We start from the raw sequence: 24,031 nt of genomic DNA, 5'->3' as shown, positions 1-24,031 counted from the left end.
GAACCACCCCACATCAAGTGAGTTGAACAGATCCGGCCCGGGCGGGCGTGTCATCCACACAGTTGCCCGCCCCAGCGGGAGGGCGCAACGAACAACACACGTGGGAGACATCACCATGGGCAAGATGCGCGGAACTTCCCTCGCTGCCGTCGCCATCGTCGTCGCGCTGGCCGCGACCGCTTGCGGCGCCAAGGAGGACAAGGCCGGTGACGCGGCGAAGGCCGGGGCCGGGGCCGCGGCGTCGGTCCAGGCTCCCGCCGCGCCCGCCGCGGACGCGGCCGGCCAGGGCAAGCCCGCCGGGGAGCTCAAGATCTCCCGGAACGAGGCGCTGGGCTCGGTGCTCACCGACAGCGCGGGCTTCACGCTCTACCGGTTCGACCCGGACACCGCCAAGCCCTCCAAGGCCACCTGCGACGGCGACTGCGCCAAGGCCTGGCCTCCGGTCCCGGCGGGCGAGGTGACCCCGGCGCCGAGCCAGGACGCGTCCCTGCTGGGCGAGGTGGTGCGCAGCGACGGCAGCAAGCAGCTGACGGTGGGCGGCTGGCCGGCGTACCGGTTCGCCAAGGACACCGCACCGGGCGAGACCAAGGGGCAGGGCGTCGGCGGCACCTGGTTCGCGCTGGCACCCGACGGCAAGAAGGCCGCGAAGGCGGCGGCGGGGACGGGGACGGGCGGCGAGGCCGCGACCGGGCAGCCCGGTCTGTCCGTCCGCAAGGACCCCAAGCTGGGCGAGCACATCGTGGACAAGAACGGCATGACGGTCTACCGGTTCAAGCCGGACACCGCCTGGCCGATGGTCTCCAAGTGCGTCGGCGACTGCCTGACCAAGTGGCCGGTCGTCGCCCCGGTGGACAAGGCGAACACCAAGGGCATCACCGACCGGAACTACCTGGTCCTGGACCGCCCGGACGGCAAGAAGCAGCAGACCGTCGACTGCTGGCCGGTCTACACCTTCGCGAACGACAAGAAGCCCGGCGACACCAACGGGCAGGGCGTCGGCGGCACCTGGTACGCCGTCTCCCCGGACGGCAAGCTCATCACCGTCAAGTAGGCCCGAGTCAGCCTGAGCCCGACCAAGCAAGGCCGAGCCAGGCCGAGCCAGGCCGAGCAGGCCAAGGTGCGAGCCCCTCCCCGGAACCGGCCCGTCCGCCGGACCGCGCGGCCCCCTGCCTCCCCCACCGGGGGCCGCGCCCGCCCCGACCCCTTTGGGCAGCTTGGGTTGGCATGACCGTACCGCCGCACGATGTGGAGCTCCTGCTGGGCGGCTACGTCCTGGGCGCGCTCTCCCCCGCCGAGGACCGGCAGGTGGCCGCGCACCTCCCCCGGTGCGGAGCGTGCCGGGCCGCGTACCTGGACCTGTCCGAGGTACCGGCCCTGTTCGCCCTGTTCGGGGAGCAGGACCTGCTGGGCGACGACGGGCCCGCGCCCTAGACTCCGGGCCATGCTGCGCGTACTGGCCGTAGACGACGAGAAGCCGCTCCTGGAGGAGCTCCTCTACCTGTTGCGCTCCGACCCCCGGGTGCTCAGTGCGGAGGGCGCCTCGGACGCCACCGAGGCGCTGCGCCGCATCACGCGGGCGCTGGAGACCGGTCCGCAGGGGAGCGACGCCATCGACGTCGTCTTCCTGGACATCCACATGGCGGGCCTGACCGGGCTGGACATCGCCCGGCTGCTGGCCGGGTTCGCCCGGCCGCCGCTGATCGTGTTCGTCACCGCCCACGAGGGGTTCGCGGTGCAGGCCTTCGACCTGAAGGCGGTGGACTACGTCCTGAAGCCGGTGCGGCCGGAGCGGCTGGCGGAGGCGGTACGGCGGGTCTGCGCGCAGCTCGGGCAGGCACAGCAGGCGGGGCAGCACCCGGCCGGCAGCGCCGGCACCGCGGTCCCGGCCTCGCCGTCTCTGCTCTCCTCGCCGTCGTCGCCCTCGGCCTCCGCGGCCTCCTGGGCCTCCCCGCCGGCGGCCCCTTCCGCCCGGGCGGTGCCGGTGCAGCGCCGGACGGGCCCCGAAGTGACGGTCCCGGACCGCACCCCCGATCAGATCGCGGTCGAACTGGGCGGTGTGACCCGGTTCGTGGCCATCGCGGACATCGCCTATGTGGAGGCGCAGGGCGACTACGCCCGGCTGTACACGGACGAGGGCAGCCATCTGGTCCGGATCCCGCTGTCCACGCTGGAGGAACGCTGGGCGCCCCGCGGGTTCGTCCGGATCCACCGGCGGCACCTGGTGGCGCTGGGGCGCATCGACGAGCTGCGGCTGGACGCGGGCACCACCAGCGTCCGGGTCGGCTCGGCGGAACTGCAGGTCAGCCGGCGGCACGCCCGGGAGCTCAGGGACCTGCTGATGCGGCAGGCCACCGGCTGACTCGGCCGGCCGGGGAAAGGGCCGCGGGAGTCCACCGGACCCGGTGCGCGCGCCCGGTCCGGGCGCGGGGTGGTCTGGACCGCTCGGCGCGGGCCGGGTGCCGTTCGTCGCGCGGGACGCCGCGTACGGCGCTCCGTCACCGCCACCGGCCGCAGGAGCCTGCCGGGCGCCCGCCACCGCCACGGGCCCGCACGTATCGTGGATCTTCCGGGCGGGAGGAGCGAAATGTCCGACATCCAGGCGCTGGTGGACGAGTTGACCGGCCTGCCCCGGACCCGGCCCGCAGGACCGGAGGAGGCCGCGGCCCTGCTGGCGCGGCTGCGCAGCGCGGCCGCCCGCTGGGCCGATGTGCTGTACGAGGCCGGGCAGGGCTCGCAGCAGCACCTGCCGCCGCGCGCCGAGGCCGCGGTGATGCTGGCCTTCCGGCGGGCCGAACAGTCCTACGTGGAGCTGGAGATCGCCCTGCGCGACTGCGCGGAGCACCGCGACCCGGTGCGGTAGGACGGCCCCCGGGCTTCTCGGAACCTCTCGTGGGGACCTCCGGATCAGGCCGGGCGAGGGCGGGGGTTTCGCCGGAACGTGCCTGTTGCGCACCGTGGTGGCCTGCATAGACTCCGGTCACCCTCCCCCCCTGCCGAAGGACTGCCCGGTGAACCAGACGTACGCGCTGACCGCGGTCACCGTCGTCGTCCTGGCCACCGTGCTGGTGGGGGCGCTCGGGCTGCGCATATCGAGGACCACCTCCGACTTCTACGTCGCCTCCCGCACGGTGGGGCCCCGGCTGAACGCGGCGGCGATCGGCGGCGAGTACCTGTCCGCCGCCTCCTTCCTCGGCATCGCCGGGCTGGTGATGCTCCAGGGACCGGAGCTGCTCTGGTATCCGGTGGGGTACACGGCGGGCTATCTGGTGCTGCTGGTGCTGGTGGCGGCTCCGCTGCGGCGCTCGGGGGCGTACACCCTGCCCGACTTCGCCGAGGCGCGCCTGGAGTCGCAGGCGGTGCGGCGGATCGCCTCGCTGTTCGTACTGGGGGTGGGCTGGCTGTACCTGCTGCCGCAGCTCCAGGGCGCCGGGCTGACGCTGGAGATCCTGACGGGGGCGCCGACCTGGGTGGGCGGGGTGGTCGTCGCCTTCGTGGTGACGGCGGCGGTGGCGGCCGGCGGGATGCGCAGCATCACCTTCGTGCAGGCCTTCCAGTACTGGCTGAAGCTGACCGCGCTGCTGGTGCCCGCCTTCTTCCTGATCGCCGCCTGGGCCGGGGACGGTGCGCCGAGGGCCCGGTTCGACGCGCAGGCCGTGTTCCGCGAGCACACCGCCGTGACGCTCGCCGAGGACGTGCGGCTGTCCCTGGAGGAGCCGCTGACGCTGACCGTCACGGGGCGGGTCGACGGACGGGAGTACCGGGGCGGGCCGGTGACGCTGGGCGCCGGGCAGCACGAGGTGCGGGCGGACACGGAGCTGGTGTTCCTGCCGGACACGCCCGTCCCGGACACCCGGTCCAGCGCGGGCATGGGGGTTTCCTCCTGGTCCCATCCGCTGTCCGGGGACGAGGAGGGGTACCGGCTGTACGCCTCGTACGGGCTGATCCTCGCGACCTTCCTGGGCACGATGGGGCTGCCGCACGTCGCGGTCCGCTTCTACACCAGCCCCAACGGGCAGGCGGCCCGGCGCACCACGCTGGTGGTGCTGGGACTGGTCGGTGCCTTCTATCTGCTGCCGCCGGTGTACGGGGCGCTGGGGCGGATCTACGCGCCCGAGCTGGCGCTGACCGGGGACGCGGACGCGGCGGTGCTGGTGCTGCCGGAGCGGATGCTGGGCGGGGTGCCGGGCGATCTGCTGGGGTCCCTGCTGGCGGGCGGGGCGTTCGCCGCGTTCCTGTCGACGGCCTCCGGGCTGACGATGGCTGTGGCCGGGGTGCTGCACCAGGACGTGCTGCCCTCGCGCGGGGTGGCCATGTTCCGGCTGGCGGTGCCGGTGGCGATGGCGGTGCCGCTGGCCGGCAGCATCGCGGCGACGGCGGTGCCGGTGGCGGACGCGGTGGGGCTGGCGTTCGCGGTGTCCGCGTCCTCGTTCTGTCCGCTGCTGGTGCTGGGCATCTGGTGGCGCGGGCTGACCCCGCCGGGGGCGGTGGCGGGTCTGGTCACCGGGGGCGGGGCGGCGCTCAGCGCGGTGCTGACGACGCGGGCCGGGCTGGCCCCGGAGGGCTGGGTGCACACGCTGCTGGCCTGGCCGGCGGTCTGGTCGGTGCCGTTGGGCTTCCTGACGATGATCACGGTGTCGCTGGGGACCCGCGGGCGGATCCCGCGGAACGCGGCGGCGACGGTGGCCCGGCTGCACCTGCCGGAGGACCTGGCCGCGCAGGCCGGACCGGGCGCGGGCTCCGGCATGTCGGGCGCCGTGACGGGGGGCGAACGATGACGGCCGGCGCGGTCACCGGGCTGGTGGTGGCGGGTGCCGCCGTGCTCGTCCTGGCCCTGGCCCTGGGCTTCCTGCTGGGCCGCCGGCAGGCGCGCCGGGGCGGCCGGGCCGGCGGACTGGATCTGGGCACCGAGGTGGAGCGGGCCACCTTCCACACCCTGCACACCGCTTCACTGGCCGCTCCCCCACTGCGGGCCGGCCTGACCGAGGACGCGGCCCGCAAGGCGGCCAAGCGGCTGCGGTCGCTGCTGGGCACGGAGGCGCTGTGCCTGACCGACCGGGAGTCGGTGCTGGCCTGGGACGGGCCCGGGGCCGACCACCACCAGCGGCGGGCCATGCAGCGGGTGGGCCAGATGCTGGCTTCGGGGCGCAGTGCGAGCGTACGAACGGAGTGCCAGCGGCCCGACTGCCCGCTGAAGTGGGCCGTGATCGCGCCGCTGACCGGCGAGGACGGGATGCTGGGCGCGCTGGTGGCGTACGGGTCGCGGGAGTCGGCGGTGCTGGTGCGGGCGGCGACGGAGGTGGCGCGCTGGGTCTCCGTACAGCTGGAGCTGTCGGAGCTGGACCGGTCGCGGACCCGGCTGATGGAGGCGGAGATCAAGGCGCTGCGGGCACAGATCTCCCCGCACTTCATCTTCAACTCCCTTGCTGCCATCGCCTCGTTCGTCCGGACGGATCCGGAGCGGGCCAGGGACCTGCTGCTGGAGTTCGCCGACTTCACCCGCTACTCGTTCCGGCGGCACGGTGACTTCACCACGCTGGCCGAGGAGTTGAGGTCGATCGAGCAGTACCTGGCGCTGGCCGGGGCCCGGTTCGGGGACCGGCTGAAGGTGACCCTCCAGGTGGCTCCGGAGGTGCTGCCGGTGGCGCTGCCGTTCCTGTGCCTGCAGCCGCTGGTGGAGAACGCGGTCAAGCACGGGGTGGAGGACTCCACGGCCGAGTGCCGGATCACCATCGTGGCGCGGGACGCGGGCTCGGAGGCGCTGCTGACCATCGAGGACAACGGGGTGGGGATGGATCCGCAGCTGCTGCGCCGGATCCTGGCCGGGGAGCGCACCGGATCCTCGTCGGGAATCGGTCTGCCGAACGTCGACGACCGGCTGCGGCAGGTGTACGGCGACGACTACGGGCTCGTCATCGAAACGGGCGTCGGAGCCGGCATGAAGATCACGGTACGCATCCCCAAGTACCGCCCAGGCGTCCACTCCTCGGGCCCGGCCCCGGGCCGCTGATCGCCCTCCGGGCGCGCTGGGGCGGGAGCGCGCCAGGACCAGAACACGGTGTGCGGTTCGGGGCTCGGGGACATGAGGCTGTCGTTCGCCGGGGTCGCGCCGGACGCGAAGATCCGGCCGGTGCGACAGACCATGGACGGCGAGGAACGCGCCCAGCGAGGGCGTGCGGTTCCTCACTACCTGCGGACGTGCCCCCGCGGTGGACATCGCCGGAGCAGAACCAGCCGGGCGACGTCCTGTTTTTCCTCGGCAAGTGCGTGCGCGGGCCATGCCCCAGCAGTCCAAGCGCATCAGACTTGGCGGTACCCGATGTCCGTTGGACGGCCATGGAGCACCACCCCAGTTGGCAGTCACTCGGGACGCATCCGGCGCAGGCTCATGAGTGCCAGTCCATCGCGGATAGATGCTGCCGCGCTTGGCGCATCAGAACGAGCAGATTGCGCTATTGCCGGCGTACCGCCGGCACACCTGGTCCTCGCCCACACCGGCGAAAGTCACCCGGTGACGGACACCCCCGCCCCGCCCGCTCGCACCCCGGGCACGCCATCACGGACGTGTTGACCGCACATCTGACGGTTCGGATCAGTCGACGAGAAATACGAGCAGCGTCAGCGCCGACACCAGGAAAAGGCCACCGGAAACCAGGAGACAGCCCGAACGCGACTCCTTCGGCATGAAGTACGCAATCGGAATGCACACACCGGTCACCAGAAGAAAACCGACCGCACACCATACAACGACACCAAGAGCCATCAACATCTCCAGAAATGCGCTTCGAGAGGCGCGCCGACCTGGCGCGCCTCTCGAAACTATCTTCAACTAAGTCACGGAGTGTAGGTCTCCGTGAAGTATGCAGCAGGTTGGTCGCAGTGCACGAGGCGGTTCGGGCGGTAGCCAGGATTGTTTCCCACTACAGGAAATGGTATTCCCACATTCCATGGATTTCCCCCATTTCCGCGTTCGGCAACGTCACATTTTCCGAAGGCGTTGCCCTTGGTGCTGTTCACACCTGGGATGTTCGAGAAGTTGATCCAGTGCCCGGCCTGGATGCGCGAAGTGGACGGTTTGCCGAGATTGTCGACCATCTTTCCGTCGACGTAGAGGTACAGGTCCGGCATGTAGCTCTGGTACACAATCCCGGTCGACGGCTTCGCGTCATCATTGGAGGTCAGGTGCTTCGGTTTCACGCTGCCGTCCGTGCAGAAGGCCACGGCGATGTCCTGCCAGATGGGCGGCGCATTTCCGATCGAACTGCCAAACGTGTTGTGGTCGTCACCAGGGTACAGCCCCTCGTTCTTGAAGAACATGCTGTACACATCACCGGCCCATCGGCGGATGCCGACATGCGTCTTACTATGAGCGTTCACCTTGCTCAGCCACGCCTTGACGTTCTTGTCGACGTGGCTCTGAGCCACCATTGGCCGGTAGCCATGCACGCCGCCGCCGACCAAACGCGTGTCGATGCACTTGCCGTCTGGACTGATACGGCCACCGCGCATATGGGGCTTGTAGGCTTGGCCCGGAACATCTCCATGGCCGAGGGGATCCACGGCGCGGGTGTCACCCCAGCGCAGTGCATCCACACCAGAGTAGCGAATATTGGGGATGGGGATGCCGTAGTCTGCCTCGATGCCCTTCATGATCTCGACTACGAATTGAGGCAGGTGTGCGTTTCCGATCAGTACATCACCGTCGACGTACTGCGTATCAGGAATGATCTTTCCAGTGCCATCGACGAGATAGCTTGCCATGATGTCGCTTTTTATCTTGTAGTCGTTGTTGTCCGCGTACGCCTGCCCGGGCGACTGTGAGGGGTTGGGTCGACGGTTCGACATGGCCATCCACATCGGTATGGACATCGCGGGCACGCCCCCGTCCGCTCGTACCGCCTTGCCGCCGTCCTTGACCTGTTGATACCAGGCGCGAGCAGCATCGTATGCCTTCTGCCCAGTACACGGGGCAGTTGTCGGAAATTCCCCCGGTTTCGCACACCTTGGGAAGTAGCTGACGCCGTACTCCTCGATCCGGTTGTCTTCCCAGCTAGGTCCCCGGTAGCTCCGGGAGATCGCCCAGTCGTAAAGGGTACTCATGGTCCGCAAGGGACTCTTGATCGTGCTGGGCATATTGGAGTTCAGGGACTGGTTCGGGTCGAAGATCGAGGCAGCAGTCAAACTTCGCTCCACGTACTTCGCGTTGATCGGCACGATTGCGATCGCGTCGAACGCAATGTCCTCGTCTCCGGTTCCATCGGGCGCTGTGGTGCTGAGTTTGACCGTCGGAACGTTGTTGAAGAGGAATGCACCAATGCTCACCCAGCGGTTTTTGTCGCCCTTCTGTCCCAGGTCTCGGGTCCGCGTTCCCTGCGCGGTCTGCACCTCGTACTTGGCGTTGAGGGTATGAGCCCCATGGTCAGGCAGATGCACCATGATCTTGGCGGCACCGTTGATCGACTTGTTGAGCTTCCACGTACCAGTGACCTTCAGACGGTTTCCCTTGGCGTCGGCCTTGCGCGTGTGGCCGAAATAGAAATGTCCGCCGAATCCGGCACCGAGCTGGTGAAGGTCGACTTTTGAGGGGTACGTCGTTTCCTTGCCATTGTTGGAGAACGTGAATCCGAACGTTCCCTGGTTGGTCCAAGTGCTGTTGGTACAGCCGGGTCGGATCACGGGGGTGCCGGCAGGGAGGTCATCGATGATGAGAGCGCCGACGGGCAGACCGCTGTTGGTGCAGTTCGGCGGGTAGGCGGTGCCGTCGGCTTCTTCGGGGTAGGAGCTGTTGAACCGCATGAACTCGTTGCCGCACGTGGAGGGGCAGTCGGTCTTCCACGAGACGGGCTGGTGCCACCAGCAGTGGTAGTCACTGTCGCGCTGGCAGGGCCCGGTTGTCTTGTCCTTGTTGGAGGCGCCGTCGGAGATCTTCGCGGGATCGCATTCGTTGTACGGCCCGCAGAACAGGTCCTCCGGTGGCTTCAGCCTGGCCCGGTTCTGCTTTGCGCTTCCGGTGATGGTCGCGTCGCCGTCCTTGCCGTTCCACCAGGCTGCTCTGAACGCGGCTACCATCTTGCCCGGTGACTCGATGAACGCCGGGGGGTGCGCGGCGAAGCCGAGGACCTTCTCAGGATAGGGCCAGTGTTGCGGCCGGGCGGCTGCCGAGGCGTCCTCGTTGCCGAGGCGGTCCTCCATGAAGGGGGTACGTCCGGCGTCCCACTCGGGGTTCGCGGGGTTGTTGGCCCAGCCCACACCCCACGGCTCGTTGTGGTTGACGTTCTCGTAAAAGCCGGAGTTGTAGGCCCACAGCGCAAAGAACCAGTTCTCCAGGCGCCTGGGATCACCATCGTGAACGACTACACCGGCCTTCTTGGTCTGATTCCACTTCTGCACCAGGATTTGCAGACCCGCGGCCACGTTCGCCGTGTAGTCCAGGGCAACCGCCCGCTGCTTCTGGTAGTCCCACGCCGCGCCACCGTGGCCGTTCTCCCGGCCAGCCATCCGCATGTGGTCGGTGACCTGAGTGATGCCGTATCCGCAGTCGGCCTCGGCGAAGTTCACATCCCAGTCGTTCGCGGAGTTGCCGTCGTAAAGATCGATGCCGTAGTAATTGCCGATCAGCGGGTTCGCCGTAACCCCAGGCACGGCGCTGCGCGCCGCCTGCCACATGTTTGATTCCTGCGCGGTGATGCCGAGCAGGATCTGTGCGGGCACCCGCCCGCCGCCTTGCAGCACCGGGTTCGGAAACAGTGACTGCGGTCTGTACGCCGGCATCCCCAGGTTCTTCCAGTTCACCGGCCGGGCGATGTGCGCGTTCAAAGTGCCGGTGACCGCCTGGTCGACGGCCCACTCCACCTGCCGTGGCTTGGGCTGCATGGCCTGATTCCGCGGGTCGTTGCGCGGTACGGAGCACACGCGCTCAGATTCCACGATCTCCGTCGGCGAGCCCGCTGCTCCGGCCGCGGCCGCCCCGGACTGCTTCTCCGTGACCAGGCGGGGGGAGGGGTTCCGGCCCTCTTCCCAGTTGGGCGCCTTGGAATCCAGCGGCCGGACTGTGAATTCGGCCCGTTCGCCGGTATCCCTGATGGTCGTCGTGATGTTGACGGACCGGGCGTCGGTTGCCTGCTCCTGGTTGAGGTAGGCCGGGGATTGGACGCCGTCGGCCCAGACCGTGCGCTCCACGACTGCCCTGCCGGCAGTGGAGACGATCGCGTCCTTCCCAGATCCCTTGAGCCGGGCCACGCCGTGGGGCAACTTGTTGACAGTGCTGACGTCCCCGGTCAGGTAGGCCGTGCCCGCGGCGCTGGTCAGACCGATCGCCGAGAGCTTGCCCTCGCCGATCACGGACGGCCGGCCTCCGGTGGGCAGGCGCTTGACGAAGGCTGTGGCCTCCGACAGTTTGTCCTTACGGGCCTGCCTGTCGATGAACAGCAACCCGCCGTCGGCCTCCGGGGTGATCCGGTACGGCGTACCGGACGTCTTGGTCAGTACCTTCTTCGCCCCTTTGGCATCGACGGACACCAGATGCGAGCCGAAGGCCGCGACGATGCCGTCCTTCGACTGGGTAGCGGAGGTGACCTGCCCTTCCGTGACCACCGGCGTTCCGAGCCTGCCGGTCACCGCGTCCACTGTGATGAGCCGCGTCTGCTTGCGGTCCTCTCCCGGGGACTGGGTCAGCACCGCAGTCTCGCCCACCCCGCATCCCGGGTTGTAGTACGACAGCGAAGCCGTCACATCAAGCTTCGTCACACCGCCCGAGGCGAGATCGACGACTGCGGTGAAACCACCCCGCGCCATCAGCCGGGCGTCGTTGGTGAACGTACGCGGCGCGTACACCACCACAGCCCGCTTACCCGACCCGGTGACACACACGTTGCCGATCCACGCGTCCGCGTCGAAACCCGGCTCCGACAGCGACGCCAGCGTCTTCCACCCGTAAGCGGAGCTCTCGGGCGCCGTCAGGATATGGAACCCGTGCGCATCCGACGTAGTCGTCCATGCGACGTCCGGCGAGTCCTGCCAACCCTCACCAAGGACCTGCTGGCGGTCATGGACCGGCACGGAAGTCCGGTCCTGGGGTTCGGCAGCCGTAGCTGGAGTGGGTTCCCGATCGGCCGCTGTTGCGGCGGTAACCGTCGCAGGAGTGAGGCCGGCTAAGAGCGCCAATATCAGAGCCCCTCCCGGAACGAGGGGTGCCGGTCTTTTGCGTTGCATCAAATCTCCTCGTGTCATTGCCGAAGAACAGGAGGCCGTATCGTGGTCTTTCGCGGAAGCGGGCGGCGGCCGCAGGGCAAGGCCGTTTGCCAGTCCGGCGCCACCGCGAGAAGCACCTCATCCGGCCCCGTTTTACTTACCGGCGAGTCCCTGCCCGCAGAGCCGGACGGACCTGCTCGTGTCGCGGATCGCCTCGCGGAACAGCCCTCGGTTCCTGAGCTCGTCTCCGCTTCGCCATCGCTGCCATGCGTCCGCTGTACTGCGTGCCGGGGGCCGCACCGGCGCTGCGGTGCTCAACCGTGTGAGCACCGCAGCGGGCCCGGGGCCCATAGGAAAGACGACGTCGTTGCTGGTCCCTAGCTCATCAGAGGTGAGCCGTTGAGGTGCCAGGTGATCGGTCCCTTGCCGTCACCCTCGACGTCGTAGACAGCCGTCGCGTCACCCGACCACTGCTTACTGGAGTCCAGAGTGGCTGCCGGACTCAAGCAAACAAGATCCTTCGTGGGATCGTTCGCGGTGGCCATATTGACGTCGGCAGTGAAGTCACAGGTCTTGCTCGTGACCACGACATCCGTGCCGCCCGCGTCTCGGTTCTCCAGCCGCGTGGTCACCTTGAACGAAGTGAATCGCTTACTGGCGATGTCGGCTTGGTCCACCATCATCTGCCATCTGAGGATGGCCTTTCCTCGGACGTTGTTGGCGGGAACGATCTCGATGCACGTCGGGATGTTGACCTCCGTGTCGGGACGGCCGCCGGGAAGGTCCAGGGACACGCGGTTTCCGGTCGTCGTGCAGGTCTGCGCAGCGTGAGCTGTGTGGGAGAAAGCGAAGACGCCGAGGAGCACACCCGCGGCCGAACTTACCGATGCAACTCGCCTCATGCCATTATTCATGGCGTTCCTTTCATTGGATTACTGGGTGTTGGAGTGCCTACTGTGAGGCGGGAATTGGCTGGGGTTGCCACTGAGCGGTGAGCAAGTCGGGCTGAGTCATGACATGTCAAGCTCCGGCCGGAACCCCTGTGCAAGAGACCCGCTGACCGGCAAACCGAAGACAGCGCTGTGCCCCCGTCGTTGAGCGTGGCGACTCAGGCGGCCTCCATCCAACCCGCGCACAGCCGTCTACCTGGGCGCAGAGAGCGCTGCAGACTTTTCGATCAAGGCACGATCGCTTTCCTTCACCGCATTCAAAGCAGTCAGATTTCCCTTGATCTTCGACTGTTGAATCCTCGCCTCGGCATCGAACCACACCCGAGTGAGGTTGTACTGCTTGCGGCAGTCGAGGTCGGCCCTGGCCGTGGCGATCTCTTCCTGAGTCACATTGGTCGAGTGACCGAATCTGGGATTGTCGACGGCCTCCATCGGGGCCTTGTAGGTGTACCCCTTCCCCTTCATGCAGACGGACCACTGGGCAAACACGCCCACTACTGCGGGATCCTTCAGCGACTCCCGGTAAGAGTCGTTGCCGATCCGCTGAACCAGGGCGTCCACCTCTACACCGGGGGCTTTGCCATCAGCGCTCTGGACGCAGGTCCGCACGGCTTCCGGGTCAGCGCCGGACTTGTCGACAGCCCCGATTGCGACCGCCGCCTCGTAGTCCTTCTGGAGCGCGGCATCCGGGTGATACCCACGCTCTTCGGTGAGTTGGTCGTCATGGATGCCATATCGACGGTCCGTCAGTGAGACGCCGCTGAGGTCGGGGAGGTCCGGAGCCGGTTGCCACTTCTCGTAGCCAGCCTGCTTCATGCATTCGTCGATCAGCCTGTCCCGAACGGAGCCGACCATCCTGGCGTCCGTACGAGCAGGCATGTAGGCCTCTACAGGCAGTCGCCACGTGGCGGGGTTTCCCTGGTCTCCAACGAACGCCTGCGGTACAGCGACCGGTGCGGCGCCGACTCCCTCGACCCCCTCGTCGGGCCCTTGATTGCCCAGAGGGCCTGCCAGCGCAAACGCGACGGCCGCGACAGCCACCACGGCCGCAGCGGGACAACCGAACTTGACAAGTCGACTGTTCACCATCTCCAACCCTTCTCGCTCGGTCTCATGGGCCCTCAAGCCCAGGAGAAGGAGGCGTTCTCGTTGTAGACGTACCGGAACTGATCGATGTGCTGGAACGGGTTCATGACGTCCTTCGGACCAGTCCAGCCGCTGTGGAAGTGGACCTGTGCTTTGTACTTGGGGTGCTCATTCGTTCCGGAAGCCGCGTTGTTCTTGACGGGCTGACCGGAGCCGGGCCAGGGCTTGCTGGCGCCCAGGTTGCAGAAGCGGAGCTTCTCTCCGCCGCCCGGGGCATTGTTGCCGTTCCAGAGCTGATCGAAGTTGTAGACGCTGTAACCGATGTTGCGGTAGGCGCCGCCCTGGCCCGAGTTGTAGTACAAGTGAAACTTGAAGGCAGATAAGTCAGGGTCGGCGCATGCGGCCCGATTCCATAAATTCTCGAGGTCGTTACTCGTAGCCGACGCCGGTGTGGCCAGAGCCACAGTGGCGAGGACGCCGATGACGGCGGCCGCCCGTTTTCTCATTTCACCGAATCCTTCCCACGTTGGTCCGGGAGTTGATGGATCCGCGCGTCAACCGTCACGCGCACCCCTCCCCTGAGGGTGCAATATATGCGCCTCGATCTACCTACCGCCCCACCTTTTGAAGCGTTGGCCTGAACCAGATCCCCACTGCGGTGAACATGGCGCCGAAGCAGGTTTCCTGCCTGCATGGTTGACCTTCATGGCACCCGAAGGAGAATGACTGGATCCTTTGTTGATCTTGGCCGCTTTCCCCCTCCCCCGCAATCGCCGGCAATCGGATTCAGAAGTTCCGATCTCGCGAGACCGCAGCCAATGCCCCCGCACTGGGGCACCTCGTGCAGGTATGTCAGACACCACCGGAACCGACCTGTCGATCGGCGTCGATGCCAACGTCTGAGACCTCTGAAAAATTGAGAAGCCGGCCCAGAGCGTGCGGTCCTGGGCACCGACAACAATCCTCCGGGGCAGCCCAATGTCGGCGCCGGGACCCGCTTCGCATGGGGACCACAGCGTCATCCCGCGGGGCACCGCGTCGTACGGCTTGTGGCTTGCGTCGGCGACGATGACGCGATGTAGCCGGCAAACCGCTATCGGCTCGGCCCCGAATGCCGAGTTCCGGGTGAGTAGGCGGGGGTGGGGCTCTGAGTAGTAGTACTCATGGCCGGCCCGCTGCCACGGTCGCAGACTGCGATTACGACACCGATTGCTGAGGAAACCGGCCGCATTCGCCGGAGACGGCGGCCCTCCCGCGTCCGGTTCGGGGTGGCGCTGGCGGCGCTGTGCGCGCTCGCTCTCAGCGGTTGCGGTACCCAGCGAGGGGGCGGCGGGGGCTCGACCGCCGGCTCCGGCAGCCGTGCCGAGGCCGTCCCCTGCGGGTCATGGGCGGCCAGCTGTGCCTGGCCGGGAGTGCCACCGGTGCGAAGACCGTCATGGAACCGTACGGCGCCTCCGTGGAGGTCGACTGCCCGGACGTGCAGCGCCGCCGCTGAACAGCGTCGCAAGGGCGGGCAACACGGCCGCCCGTGCCGCACGTGAACCCGAACACCCCTTCGCCCGTGTGTCCCGAGCAAGCGTCATCAGCGCCAGGAAGCGGTCAGGTGGAGGGGGTTGCGCCGACGTGCTGCTCGGACGTGAGGGACAGCCGGCCGTGGTCCGGGACGCGGTGCGCGCGGTGGCCGGGGGTGCCGGGTCCTGCCTGCTGGTCGAGGGCGAACCGGGGGCGGGCCGGAGCACCCTGCTGCGTGCCCTGGCCGACATGGCGGGCGGGCACGGCTGCCGGGTGCGGGCCGGGGCCGCCGATCCGCTGTCGGTGCAGCTGCCGCTGCGGGCCGCACTGGACTGTCTGCACCCGGACGGGGTCCGGCCGCCCGGCGCCCCGGACCTGCGGGCCACGGTGGCCGGGCTGCTGATGGCCGCCGACCGGCCCGAGGCGGGGCTGGCCGCCGCCCTCGACACCCTGGTCACCGGGGTCGAGGACTGGTGCGCGGAGCGGCCCCTGGTACTGGTCCTGGACGATCTGCAGGCCGCCGACCCCGCCAGCCTGCTGCTGTGGCAGCGGCTCGGCCGGGCCACCGCCCGGCTTCCGCTGCTGCTGGCCGCCGCCCTGCGCGGCGGCGTACAGCGCCCGGAGGTGGAGCAGCTGTGCGCCGCGCTGGACCGGGCCGGGGGCCGGCGGCTGCCGCTGCGCCCGCTGGACGACCGGCAGACGGCCGCCGTGATCCGGGCCCAGCTGGGCGCGCCCCCGGGTCCGCGGCTGCGCGAGCTGGCGGGCCGGGCCGGCGGGAACCCGCGCTACCTGCGGCAGCTGATCGCCCACTGGGCCGCGCTGGGGGTGCTGGACGTCGGCCCCGAGCGGGCCGAACCCGCCGTGCGGGACCGCGATCTGCCCGCCCCGCCCGCCGCACTGGCCCGCCGGGCCCTGGACTTCCTGTCCCCGGCCGCGTACGAGCTGCTGCGCCACGCGGCGCTGCTGGGCGAGGAGTTCACCGTACGGGAGCTGGCCTGCGTACTGGACCGGCCGGCCCGCGCCCTGCTCTGCGTACTGGAGGAACCGGTCGCGGCCGGGCTGCTGCGCGACACCGGTGACCGGCTGGCCTTCCGCCATCCCGTCGTACGGCAGGCCCTGTACGCGGACCTGCCGGGCTCACTGCGGTCCGCGCTGCACCGTGACGGGGCGCGGGCGCTCGCCGGGGCGGCAGAGCCGCCGGCCCGGACGGCCGAGCAGCTGCTGGCGGCCGGACGGCTGGACCCGTGGGCGCTCGACTGGCTGGCCGGGGCGGCCGGGCAGCTGATCACGGACTCGCCGGGCCTGGCGGCCGACCTGATCGAGCGGGCCATCGCCCAGGACACCGGACCGGCGGAGGAGGGGCGGCAGGCGCTGGAGGAGCATCTGGCGGAGGCGGCCCTGATGCTGCGGCGCCCGGAGTCGGTGGCCCTGCTGTCCACCCTGTGCGAGCGGGCCGGGGATCCGGACCGGCGGGCGGCGCTGGAGTTCAAGCTGGTGTCGGCGCTGATGGTGCGGGGTGACATGGCGCAGTCGCTGGAGGTGACGGAGCGGGCCCTGGCCCGGGAGTTCCCCGATCCGGGCCTGCGGGTCCGGCTGGAGGCCTGCCGGGTGCTGGCGCTGGCGGAGCTGGGCCGGCCCGTGGAGGCGCACGGGCTGGCCGGGGCGGTGGTCGCCGACGCGGCGGTGCTGGGTGATCCGCTGTGCGGTGCCGAGGCCCACCACGCGATGTCCTTCGCCCTGTACCGGCTGGGCCGGGAGGCCGAGTCGCTGCGGCACATCGCCGAGGGCATCGGCTGTGCCCGGCGCTCCCCGCAGGCCAACGACATGCGGCTGCTGCTGCTCGCCAACCAGGCCGAGGGGCACACCCGTCTCGACCAGCCGCTGATCGTGGGCAAGGCGCTCAGCGAGGCCCGGGAGCTGGCGCAGCGCGCCCGGTCGACGGGGCGGCTGATGGGCACCGAGGCCCGGTTCGCCGAGTTCCACTACCGGTACGGCCGGTGGGACCAGGCGCTGGCCGCCGCCGGCCGGGCGGAGGCCCTGCGGACCTCCGACGCCTGGCTGCCGGTCGTGGTGCGCGGGCTGCGGGCGCTGATCCTGGCCCACCGGGACCAACCCGTCATGGCCCGCAGGGAGTTGGCTCGTCTGCCGCAGGAGGTCTTCCAGGTGGTGCTGGCCCGCCGGTACGCCTGCTACGTGCTGCTGGCGCGGGCCCAGCTCGCCGAGCGGGCGGGCCGGCCCGCCGAGGCACTGCGGGATCTGCTGCCGGCGCTGTCCGAGGCGTATGCGGAGGCCGCTCCGCCGGACCGGCACGAGGTGCTGCCGGAGATCGTCCGGCTGGCCCTGGAGACCGGGGACACCGCCACCGCCCGGCTCGCGGTGGACGCCTGCGAGGAGCTGGCGGCCGGGGTGCCGGCGTCACCGGGCCCGGCGACGGCCGTGCTGCGCTGCCGGGGCCTGTTCGGACAGGATCCCGTCCTGCTGGCGCAGGTGGTGGAGCGTGCGGAACGCGAGTCGCGGCCGCTGCTGCTGGGCCGGAGCCTGGAGGACCTGGCCGTGGCCCTGGCCTGGCACGGCGAACTGGCGCCCGCCCGGGCCGCGCTGACCCGCGCGGTCGGCGCGTACCAGGGGCTCGGCGCCCACTGGGACCTGGCCCGGGCCGATACCCGGCTGCGCCGGCTGGGGGTGCGGCGGGGCAGCCGCAGCGCCCGCCGGAAGGTGAGGGACGGCTGGGAGGCGCTGACGCCGGCCGAGCTGAAGGTGGCCCTGCTGGTCGCGCAGGGGCGCTCCAACCCCGAGATCGCCGCGGAGCTGTTCCTGTCCCGACGGACCGTGCAGACCCATGTCTCGCACATCCTCGGGAAGCTGCAGGTCCGCTCCCGCACCCAGGTGGCCGCGCAGGCTGCCGCTCAAGCCGCGTCGCAGGCGGCTTCGGAGGCGGCCGCTCAGGCCGCGACGCAGGCCGCTTCGGAGGCTGCCGCTCAGGCCGCGACGCAGGCCGCTTCGGAGGCTGCCGCTCAGGCCGCGAGGCGTGCCGCTTCGGAGGCTGCCGCTCAGGCCGCGAGGCGTGCCGGGACCGCCGGGCCGTAGCCGGCGGCCGGGACCGCCGGGCCGTAGCCGGGCATGACCGCCTTGAGTGCGCGCAGGGCGTAGTACGTACGGGACTTGACGGTGCCCACGGGGATGCCGAGGGCCTCGGCGGCCTCGCTGACCGAGGCTCCCCGGAAGTAGATCTGGACCAGCACCTCGCGGTGCTCCCGGCTGAGGGTGCGCAGGGCCTCGCGCACGTCCAGGGCGGCCACGGACCGGTCCGAGCCGTCCTCGTGCTGCGGGGCCTGGTCGAGGACCTCGGGCCCGACCTCGGCGGGCCGCACCATCCGGGCCCGCCGGGCGTCGATGGCCAGGCGCCGGCCGACGGTGAACAGCCAGGGGCGCATCGAGTCGTGGTCGCTCTCCAGCGCCTCGGGGTGCTTCCAGGCCCGTAACAGGGTCTCCTGCAGCAGATCCTCGGCGCGCTGCCGGTCACCGTAGGTGAGCCCGAGCAGGAACCCGAAGAGGGCTCTGCCGTGCTGGCGCTGGAGGCGGGAGAGGGACTGCTCGTCGGTGCGGCGCTCGAGGGTCGTGGTCACCGTGGTCGCTCCTTCGGTCTGCGGTACGCCCGGGTCGGCGGCGGGCGGCGCCGTTGACCCGAGGGTGACCGAGAAGGAGCTCGGAGTTATCCGCCACCTGGCGGATAGCGGCCCGGTCGGCGGCCGACGGGCGGGTGGCGCGGTGAGCGGTCGGCCGAGCGGCGGACCTGCGGCCGGGCGAACGGTCGGGCGGCAGCGGACCGGTTCAATCGGATCACGGGATTCTTCCGCCGGGCGCCGCCGGCACGGCGGGAGCCGGAAGAGCGGGAAGCCGGAAAGGCGGGAAGCCGGGAAAGCCGAAGCCGGGACAGCAGCTGGAACGCAGTGTCCCCCGGCACGACGACGCCCGCCCTGCCGCATCCGTTCGGACGCGGCAGGGCGGGCGGTACGGTCACCTACGGTCACCCTGCGGCGGCTAGCTCCAGCTGGCGTGCAGCGGCTTGCCCTCGGCGTAGCCGGCGGCCGACTGGATGCCGACGACGGCCTTCTCCTCGAACTCCGCGAGGGAGCCGGCACCGGCGTAGGTGCAGGAGGAGCGGACACCGGCGATGATCGAGTCGATCAGGTCCTCGACGCCCGGGCGGGCCGGGTCGAGGAACATCCGCGAGGTGGAGATGCCCTCCTCGAACAGCCCCTTGCGGGCCCGGTCGTAGGCGGACTCCTCGCTGGTCCGGTTCTGCACGGCGCGCGCCGACGCCATGCCGAAGGACTCCTTGTACAGGCGGCCGTCGGCGGACTGCTGGAGGTCGCCCGGGGACTCGTAGGTCCCGGCGAACCAGGAGCCGATCATCACGTTGGAGGCGCCGGCGGCCAGCGCCATCGCCACGTCGCGCGGGTGGCGGACACCGCCGTCGGCCCACACGTGCTTGCCGTACTTCTTGGCCTCGGCGGCGCACTCCAGCACCGCGGAGAACTGCGGGCGGCCCACACCGGTCATCATGCGGGTGGTGCACATGGCGCCGGGGCCCACACCGACCTTGATGATGTCGGCGCCGGCCTCGACGAGGTCCTTGACGCCCTCGGCGGCGACGATGTTGCCGGCCACGATCGGGACCTGCGGGTCCAGCGCGCGGACGGCCTTGATCGCGTTGATCATCGACTCCTGGTGGCCGTGCGCCGTGTCGATGACGAGCGTGTCCACGCCCGCGTCGAGCAGCTGCTTGGCCTTCTCCACGTAGTCGCCGTTGATGCCGACGGCGGCGGCGATGCGCAGCTTGCCGTTGGCGTCGGTGGCCGGGGTGTAGAGGGTCGCGCGCAGGGCAGCCTTGCGGGTCAGGATGCCGACGAGGCGGCCGTCCCGGTCGACCGCGGGGGCCAGCTTTCGGTGGCCGGCGTCGAGCTTGTTGAAGGCCTCGCGGGGGTCGATGTCGGCGTCGATGAGCAGCAGCTCCTTCGACATGACCTCGGAGAGCTGGGTGAAGCGGTCCACGCCGGACAGGTCGTGCTCGGTGACGACACCGATCGGCCGGTTGTCGGCGTCGACGACGACGCCGGCGCCGTGGGCCCGCTTGTGCAGCAGGGAGAGCGCGTCGGCGACGGTCTGGGTGGGCGCCAGGGTGATCGGGGTGTCGAGCACCAGGTGGCGGGTCTTCACCCAGGAGATGACGTCGGTGACGACATCGATCGGGATGTCCTGCGGGATGACGACGATGCCGCCGCGGCGGGCGACGGTCTCGGCCATCCGGCGGCCGGCAATGGCGGTCATGTTCGCGACGACGAGGGGGATGGTCGTCCCGGTGCCGTCGGGCGAGGAGAGGTCGACGCCCTGGCGGGAACCCACCGCCGAGCGGCTCGGCACCATGAATACGTCGTCGTACGTGAGGTCGTACGGCGGCTTCAGGTCATTGAGGAAACGCACGTGCTAAATCCCAGTCGATCGATGGTGACCCTCGGACAGGGCAGCCGAGGAAAACGCACGTACTTCATTCTCCCATGTCCGGGGGTTCATGCCGCCCGGGCCGATCGTCCAGGACATTTCGGTCCGGTTGGTCTTTTCCTACGGGACCATGGTCCCGCTGCGGGTTTCACGGTGCGTGCGGCGGTGGATCGGGGTCCGGCCGCCGGTCAGCGGGGCCGCGGTGGCGGCGTGGCGTACCGCGGTGAGCTCGGCCGCGATGGACAGGGCGGTCTCCTCGGGGGTGCCGGCCCCCAGGTCCAGGCCGATGGGCGAGCGGAGCCGGCCGAGCGCCGACCTCGTCACCCCTTCGGCGCGCAGCCGTGCGGTCCGCTCCTCGTGGGTGCGGCGGGAGCCCATGGCGCCGACGTAGCCGAGGGGCAGCCGCAGGGCCAGGGCCAGCAGGGGTACGTCGAACTTGGCGTCGTGGGTGAGTACGCAGACGGCGGTACGGGAGTCCAGGCGGCCGGCTTCCCATTCGGCCGCGAGGTGCCGGTGCGGCCAGTCGACGACGACCTCGTCCGCGTCCGGGAAGCGGGCGGGGGTGGCGAACACGGGCCGGGCGTCGCAGACGGTGACCCGGTGGCCCAGGAAGCCGCCGATCCGGGCGAGGGCGGCGGCGAAGTCGATGGCCCCGTAGACCAGCAGCCGGGGCGGTTCGGCGGCCGATTCGACGAGCAGGGTCAGGGGTTCCCCGCACAGCCCGCCGGCGGTGCCGAGTTCCGCGGTGCCGGTGCGGCCGGCCAGCAGCAGGGCCCGGACCCGGTCGGCGGCGGCCCGGTCGAGTGCGCTGCCGCCGCCGAGCCCGCCCTCGTACGAGCCGTCGGGCCGGACGGCGAGGGCCCGGCCGTGGTGTTCCGGGGGGCCGCTGACCACCCGGGCGAGGGCGGCCCGGCCGCCGCGGGCGGTGGTGTCGAGGACCGTGCCGAGGACGGGCCGTACCGGGTCCTGGCCGCGGACCGGGGTGATCAGGACGTCGAGGACTCCGCCGCAGGTCAGGCCGACGGCGAAGGCGTCGTCGTCGCTGTAGCCGAACCGGTGGAGGCCGCCCTCCCCGGAGGCGATGGCGTCCAGGCACAGCTCGTGCGCGGCCGACTCCACACAGCCTCCGGAGATGCTGCCCAGCGCCGTGCCCCGGTCGTCGACGGCGAGTGAGGCGCCGGGGCCGCGTGGGGCGCTGCCGCTCACCGAGACGACCGTGGCCAGTGCGAACTCCCGGTGCGCGGCACACCACGCGCGTAGTTCTTCGGCGATGTCCAGCATGCGCGTCAGCGGATGTACTCGCGCCGGCCGGCCTGGCCGGGCACGAAGGGGCGGGGCGGCAGCAGGGGGGCGGGCCGGTGCGGGCCGGCGTACGGCGGCCGGCCGGCGGGGCCGACGGCCGTACTGCCGGGCCCGCCCGTGCTGCCGGTGTGGCCGGGGCTGCTCGTGCGGTGGGCGCGGGCGCCGAGCAGCATCGCGGCGTGCGCGACGCTGGCGAGGGTGACGTGGTGGTGCCAGCCGCGGAAGGAGCGGCCCTCGAAGTCCCGGATGCCGACGGGTTCGCACACCTCGGCGTAGTCCAGTGCGACCCGGTCGGTGAGCTTGGCCAGCAGGAACAGCTGGGCGAGCGGCCGGTCCCCGATGTTGGTGATCCAGAACTCGGAGGGCAGCAGGGCGGCTTCGGTCCAGGCCCCGACCAGCAGCAGCGGGGTGGGCGGCGCGGGTACCGGCCGGTCCTCGGCGGGGGCGGCGAGGATGGCGGCCGAGGTGAGCAGGGTGACGGCGCCTTCGGCCCGGCCGTGGCGGGTCCATTCGACGACCCGGCGCTGGGAGCGCAGGGAGTCGATGAGTTCACGGGCGGGCGCGGTGTGCGGGCCGGGTTTGTGGCGTCCGGCGCCGCCGAAGGAGACGGGCACCGAGCCGTCCACCTTCAGAACGAAGGGGATGTCCTGGAGGGAGAGTGCTTCTATGCACTGCGGGAGTTCCGCATTGCCCACCTCCATCACCACGGGCCGGCGCTGGAGTTGCCAGCCGGCGGCCATCCGCTGGACGGCGTGTACGGCGTCCTGGGCGGGGGTGAGGGAGCGGGCGGTGTCGGGTATGCCTGCCCGGCGGCGGCGGAGCAGTTCGCTGGTCCAGGGGCCGGGCAGGGTGAGGGTCCATTCGACCGGGAAGCCGGCTTCGCTGGAGGCGAGCCAGATTCCACTGGCCTGCTGGCAGTTGGCGGTGCGGCCCAGCTGGGGGACGAACTGGCGGCCGACACCGACCGAGCGGTCCCCGGCCTTCTCTATCACCATGGGCTGGACGACCCAGGCCAGGGGGCGCTGTGCGGTGCGTTCGAGGTGCTGGGCGAGCGAGCGGCGGACCGGGGTCCAGTCCCAGGGCGACTTACTGATGAACTGCTGGAGACTCTGTTCCACGGAACTGGCCCCGGTGCCGGCGATGTTGCGGATCGTTTTCTTGCCGGTGGTACGGACGAGGCCGTTCAGGTACACGCGGGCCCAGTTTCTCTGGTCCCGCCGGGGTAATGATTCGAAGAACAGAGGTATCAGTATGTCGATTAATTCGGAGACTTCCTTGGCGGATTCCTCCGGCAGGACTACGCGAGCCATCTGCGCCTCCCCCGCGACCAGCTAGATCCAATACCCTACTTGACCGGTGGATACGTCCGTAGGCCCTGGCGGCTACTTCCTGAGGTCGCTGGCAGATTCGAGCCGCTCTTCCTCTACCACGAGGGGGATGGGGATCTGGTTCGCCGCATAGTAGATGGCGATGAGGAAGTGTGCCACAAGGGCGAGCGTCGCGGAAAAGAACGACAGGGCGACAGTGACGGGATAGGCGATGGCGCCGAGACCGAAGCGCATCCGTGTGGCGCGTGCGCCGTCCTTGTCCACTGTTTCGTGGAAGAGGTGCCCGACCCGTGTGACGTACCACCAGAAGGCGGTGAAGGCCAGAGCGTAGATGACCGTCCAGGAGCTGTACAGGATTGCGGCCACCTTGGCCGCTTCGCCGTCCTTGAGGTGTTCGGCGAGGACCGAGGTGGTCCACGGAATCACCGAAACCACCATCAGTACCAGGAGATTGAGGAAGAGCAGCGGCCGGTCGACCCGCTTGAGGTGACCGAAGATGGTGTGGTGATTGACCCACATGACGCCGATGATGAGGAAACTCACGACGTACGCCGCATAATGCGGCCACTGCGCCCATAATCCGTGCCACAGGTCGGAGCCGTGTTCCTCCGGCACCTTGATCTCCAGGACGAGAATCGTGATGACAATGGCGAATACGCCGTCACTGAATGCCTCGACCCGGCCGGTTTCCTGTTCCATGGCCTCCCCTTTGCCGTGTGATTGGATGCCAGCGGGGAGGGTGGCCCGCCACCCTCCCCGCGTACGCTACCCGGATATCCGGGGTCAGCTGCCGAAGCCGGCCGTCTGCCGCCAGATTCGGCCATCGCGGACCACCAGTGTCCCGAACGCATGCTCCGGCTCTCCATTGAGGTTCATGATCGCCCGATAGAAGATCGTGTCCTCGGTCTCGATGTACTCCTGGAGTTCAACGAGGGTGGGCTTCAGAGTGAGATAGCCGGTGAACGTCTCACGTACGGCGTCGATTCCGACCGATACTCCTTCGAATCGCAGGAGTACGGCGTCGTCCGTGTAGTTCTTCATCACCGCGTCGATGTCGAGCGCGGCGAGGGCGTCCATCTGGCGGACGAACACGGGGTGCAGTTTGGCGATGTCGTACGTGGCCATGTCGGCTCCGTTTCTCGGTTGACGGGCTTCGGCTGAACG

At 69.9% G+C, this 24,031-nt stretch carries 18 protein-coding genes; 7 read left to right on the top strand and 11 right to left on the bottom strand.

Translation table 11 applies throughout. The annotated features are described in order from the left end of the window. The first annotated feature begins 115 nt into the window (after positions 1-115). From AB0447_RS19695 to AB0447_RS19670, 6 genes are all read left to right on the top strand, one after another. On the top strand, positions 116-1,051 hold the full coding sequence (locus AB0447_RS19695) for an SCO0930 family lipoprotein (RefSeq protein WP_366478003.1): 936 nt from the start codon (positions 116-118) through the stop codon (positions 1,049-1,051). A gap of 173 nt (positions 1,052-1,224) precedes the next feature. After that, positions 1,225-1,431, top strand: coding sequence for a zf-HC2 domain-containing protein (locus AB0447_RS19690; protein ID WP_366477966.1), 207 nt, complete (start codon positions 1,225-1,227; stop codon positions 1,429-1,431). Positions 1,432-1,441: 10 nt separating this feature from the next. Then, complete coding sequence (locus AB0447_RS19685; protein ID WP_366477965.1) at positions 1,442-2,359, top strand: response regulator transcription factor; 918 nt, start codon at positions 1,442-1,444, stop codon at positions 2,357-2,359. Positions 2,360-2,584: 225 nt separating this feature from the next. Further along, a complete protein-coding gene (locus AB0447_RS19680) occupies positions 2,585-2,860 on the top strand; it encodes a hypothetical protein (protein ID WP_366477964.1) in 276 nt (91 codons plus the stop codon). 148 nt (positions 2,861-3,008) lie between these two features. Then, on the top strand, positions 3,009-4,775 hold the full coding sequence (locus tag AB0447_RS19675; RefSeq protein ID WP_366477963.1) for a cation acetate symporter: 1,767 nt from the start codon (positions 3,009-3,011) through the stop codon (positions 4,773-4,775). Continuing rightward, positions 4,772-6,007 carry a histidine kinase gene (locus AB0447_RS19670; protein ID WP_366477962.1) on the top strand — a complete coding sequence of 412 codons (1,236 nt, stop codon included), beginning with the start codon at positions 4,772-4,774 and terminating at the stop codon, positions 6,005-6,007. The genes AB0447_RS19675 and AB0447_RS19670 overlap by 4 nt, the downstream gene beginning before the upstream one ends. A gap of 582 nt (positions 6,008-6,589) precedes the next feature. On the opposite strand, the gene AB0447_RS19665 is transcribed toward AB0447_RS19670, so the two are convergent. From AB0447_RS19665 to AB0447_RS19645, 5 genes are all read right to left on the bottom strand, one after another. Next, positions 6,590-6,760, bottom strand: a complete 171-nt coding sequence (locus AB0447_RS19665) for a hypothetical protein (protein WP_366477961.1) — start codon at positions 6,758-6,760, stop codon at positions 6,590-6,592. 71 nt (positions 6,761-6,831) lie between these two features. After that, positions 6,832-11,055, bottom strand: coding sequence for a hypothetical protein (locus tag AB0447_RS19660; protein WP_366477960.1), 4,224 nt, complete (start codon positions 11,053-11,055; stop codon positions 6,832-6,834). A gap of 509 nt (positions 11,056-11,564) precedes the next feature. Then, positions 11,565-11,981, bottom strand: coding sequence for a hypothetical protein (locus AB0447_RS19655; protein ID WP_366477959.1), 417 nt, complete (start codon positions 11,979-11,981; stop codon positions 11,565-11,567). A 348-nt stretch (positions 11,982-12,329) separates the two neighbouring features. Further along, positions 12,330-13,226 carry a hypothetical protein gene (locus tag AB0447_RS19650; protein WP_366477958.1) on the bottom strand — a complete coding sequence of 299 codons (897 nt, stop codon included), beginning with the start codon at positions 13,224-13,226 and terminating at the stop codon, positions 12,330-12,332. A gap of 32 nt (positions 13,227-13,258) precedes the next feature. After that, positions 13,259-13,585, bottom strand: coding sequence for a hypothetical protein (locus AB0447_RS19645; protein ID WP_366477957.1), 327 nt, complete (start codon positions 13,583-13,585; stop codon positions 13,259-13,261). Positions 13,586-14,846: 1,261 nt separating this feature from the next. On the opposite strand from AB0447_RS19645, the gene AB0447_RS19640 reads away from it, so the two are divergent. Next, positions 14,847-17,822: an AAA family ATPase gene (locus AB0447_RS19640; RefSeq protein WP_366477956.1), complete on the top strand. Its 2,976-nt coding sequence runs from the start codon at positions 14,847-14,849 to the stop codon at positions 17,820-17,822. Here the strand turns inward: AB0447_RS19640 and AB0447_RS19635 are convergent. The 6 genes from AB0447_RS19635 to AB0447_RS19610 all read right to left on the bottom strand — a co-directional run bounded on the left by AB0447_RS19635 (position 17,786) and on the right by AB0447_RS19610 (position 23,992). Next, on the bottom strand, positions 17,786-18,361 hold the full coding sequence (locus AB0447_RS19635) for a sigma-70 family RNA polymerase sigma factor (protein WP_366477955.1): 576 nt from the start codon (positions 18,359-18,361) through the stop codon (positions 17,786-17,788). The genes AB0447_RS19640 and AB0447_RS19635 overlap by 37 nt on opposite strands. A gap of 415 nt (positions 18,362-18,776) precedes the next feature. Beyond that, entirely contained in the window at positions 18,777-20,219 is a 1,443-nt protein-coding gene (locus AB0447_RS19630) for a GuaB1 family IMP dehydrogenase-related protein (RefSeq protein ID WP_366477954.1), read from the bottom strand. A 138-nt stretch (positions 20,220-20,357) separates the two neighbouring features. Beyond that, positions 20,358-21,518: an XdhC family protein gene (locus tag AB0447_RS19625; RefSeq protein ID WP_366477953.1), complete on the bottom strand. Its 1,161-nt coding sequence runs from the start codon at positions 21,516-21,518 to the stop codon at positions 20,358-20,360. A 5-nt stretch (positions 21,519-21,523) separates the two neighbouring features. Continuing rightward, on the bottom strand, positions 21,524-22,849 hold the full coding sequence (locus AB0447_RS19620; protein WP_366477951.1) for a transposase: 1,326 nt from the start codon (positions 22,847-22,849) through the stop codon (positions 21,524-21,526). Between the two features lie 72 nt (positions 22,850-22,921). Further along, the gene (locus tag AB0447_RS19615) at positions 22,922-23,566 is read right to left on the bottom strand and encodes a TMEM175 family protein (RefSeq protein WP_366477950.1); all 645 of its coding nucleotides are present in this window, start codon (positions 23,564-23,566) and stop codon (positions 22,922-22,924) included. An 84-nt stretch (positions 23,567-23,650) separates the two neighbouring features. After that, positions 23,651-23,992, bottom strand: a complete 342-nt coding sequence (locus AB0447_RS19610; RefSeq protein ID WP_366477949.1) for a nuclear transport factor 2 family protein — start codon at positions 23,990-23,992, stop codon at positions 23,651-23,653. Positions 23,993-24,031: the final 39 nt, after the last annotated feature.

Origin of the sequence: Streptomyces sp. NPDC051211, assembly GCF_040689505.1 — a bacterium.
Taxonomy (GTDB): Bacteria; Actinomycetota; Actinomycetes; order Streptomycetales; family Streptomycetaceae; genus Streptomyces.
The sequence above is the reverse complement of the archived record's forward strand: the minus strand, read 5'-3'. Positions and strand labels throughout refer to the sequence as shown.

What these genes read in the sequence shown, in the direction of transcription:
- AB0447_RS19625 (WP_366477953.1), bottom strand. Translation starts at nt 21,518, where the DNA reads ATGCTGGACATCGCCGAAGAACTACGCGCGTGGTGTGCCGCGCACCGG.
- AB0447_RS19665 (WP_366477961.1), bottom strand. Translation starts at nt 6,760, where the DNA reads ATGGCTCTTGGTGTCGTTGTATGGTGTGCGGTCGGTTTTCTTCTGGTG.
- AB0447_RS19695 (WP_366478003.1), top strand. Translation starts at nt 116, where the DNA reads ATGGGCAAGATGCGCGGAACTTCCCTCGCTGCCGTCGCCATCGTCGTC.
- AB0447_RS19610 (WP_366477949.1), bottom strand. Translation starts at nt 23,992, where the DNA reads ATGGCCACGTACGACATCGCCAAACTGCACCCCGTGTTCGTCCGCCAG.
- AB0447_RS19620 (WP_366477951.1), bottom strand. Translation starts at nt 22,849, where the DNA reads ATGGCTCGCGTAGTCCTGCCGGAGGAATCCGCCAAGGAAGTCTCCGAA.
- AB0447_RS19685 (WP_366477965.1), top strand. Translation starts at nt 1,442, where the DNA reads ATGCTGCGCGTACTGGCCGTAGACGACGAGAAGCCGCTCCTGGAGGAG.
- AB0447_RS19690 (WP_366477966.1), top strand. Translation starts at nt 1,225, where the DNA reads ATGACCGTACCGCCGCACGATGTGGAGCTCCTGCTGGGCGGCTACGTC.
- AB0447_RS19615 (WP_366477950.1), bottom strand. Translation starts at nt 23,566, where the DNA reads ATGGAACAGGAAACCGGCCGGGTCGAGGCATTCAGTGACGGCGTATTC.
- AB0447_RS19650 (WP_366477958.1), bottom strand. Translation starts at nt 13,226, where the DNA reads ATGGTGAACAGTCGACTTGTCAAGTTCGGTTGTCCCGCTGCGGCCGTG.
- AB0447_RS19670 (WP_366477962.1), top strand. Translation starts at nt 4,772, where the DNA reads ATGACGGCCGGCGCGGTCACCGGGCTGGTGGTGGCGGGTGCCGCCGTG.
- AB0447_RS19680 (WP_366477964.1), top strand. Translation starts at nt 2,585, where the DNA reads ATGTCCGACATCCAGGCGCTGGTGGACGAGTTGACCGGCCTGCCCCGG.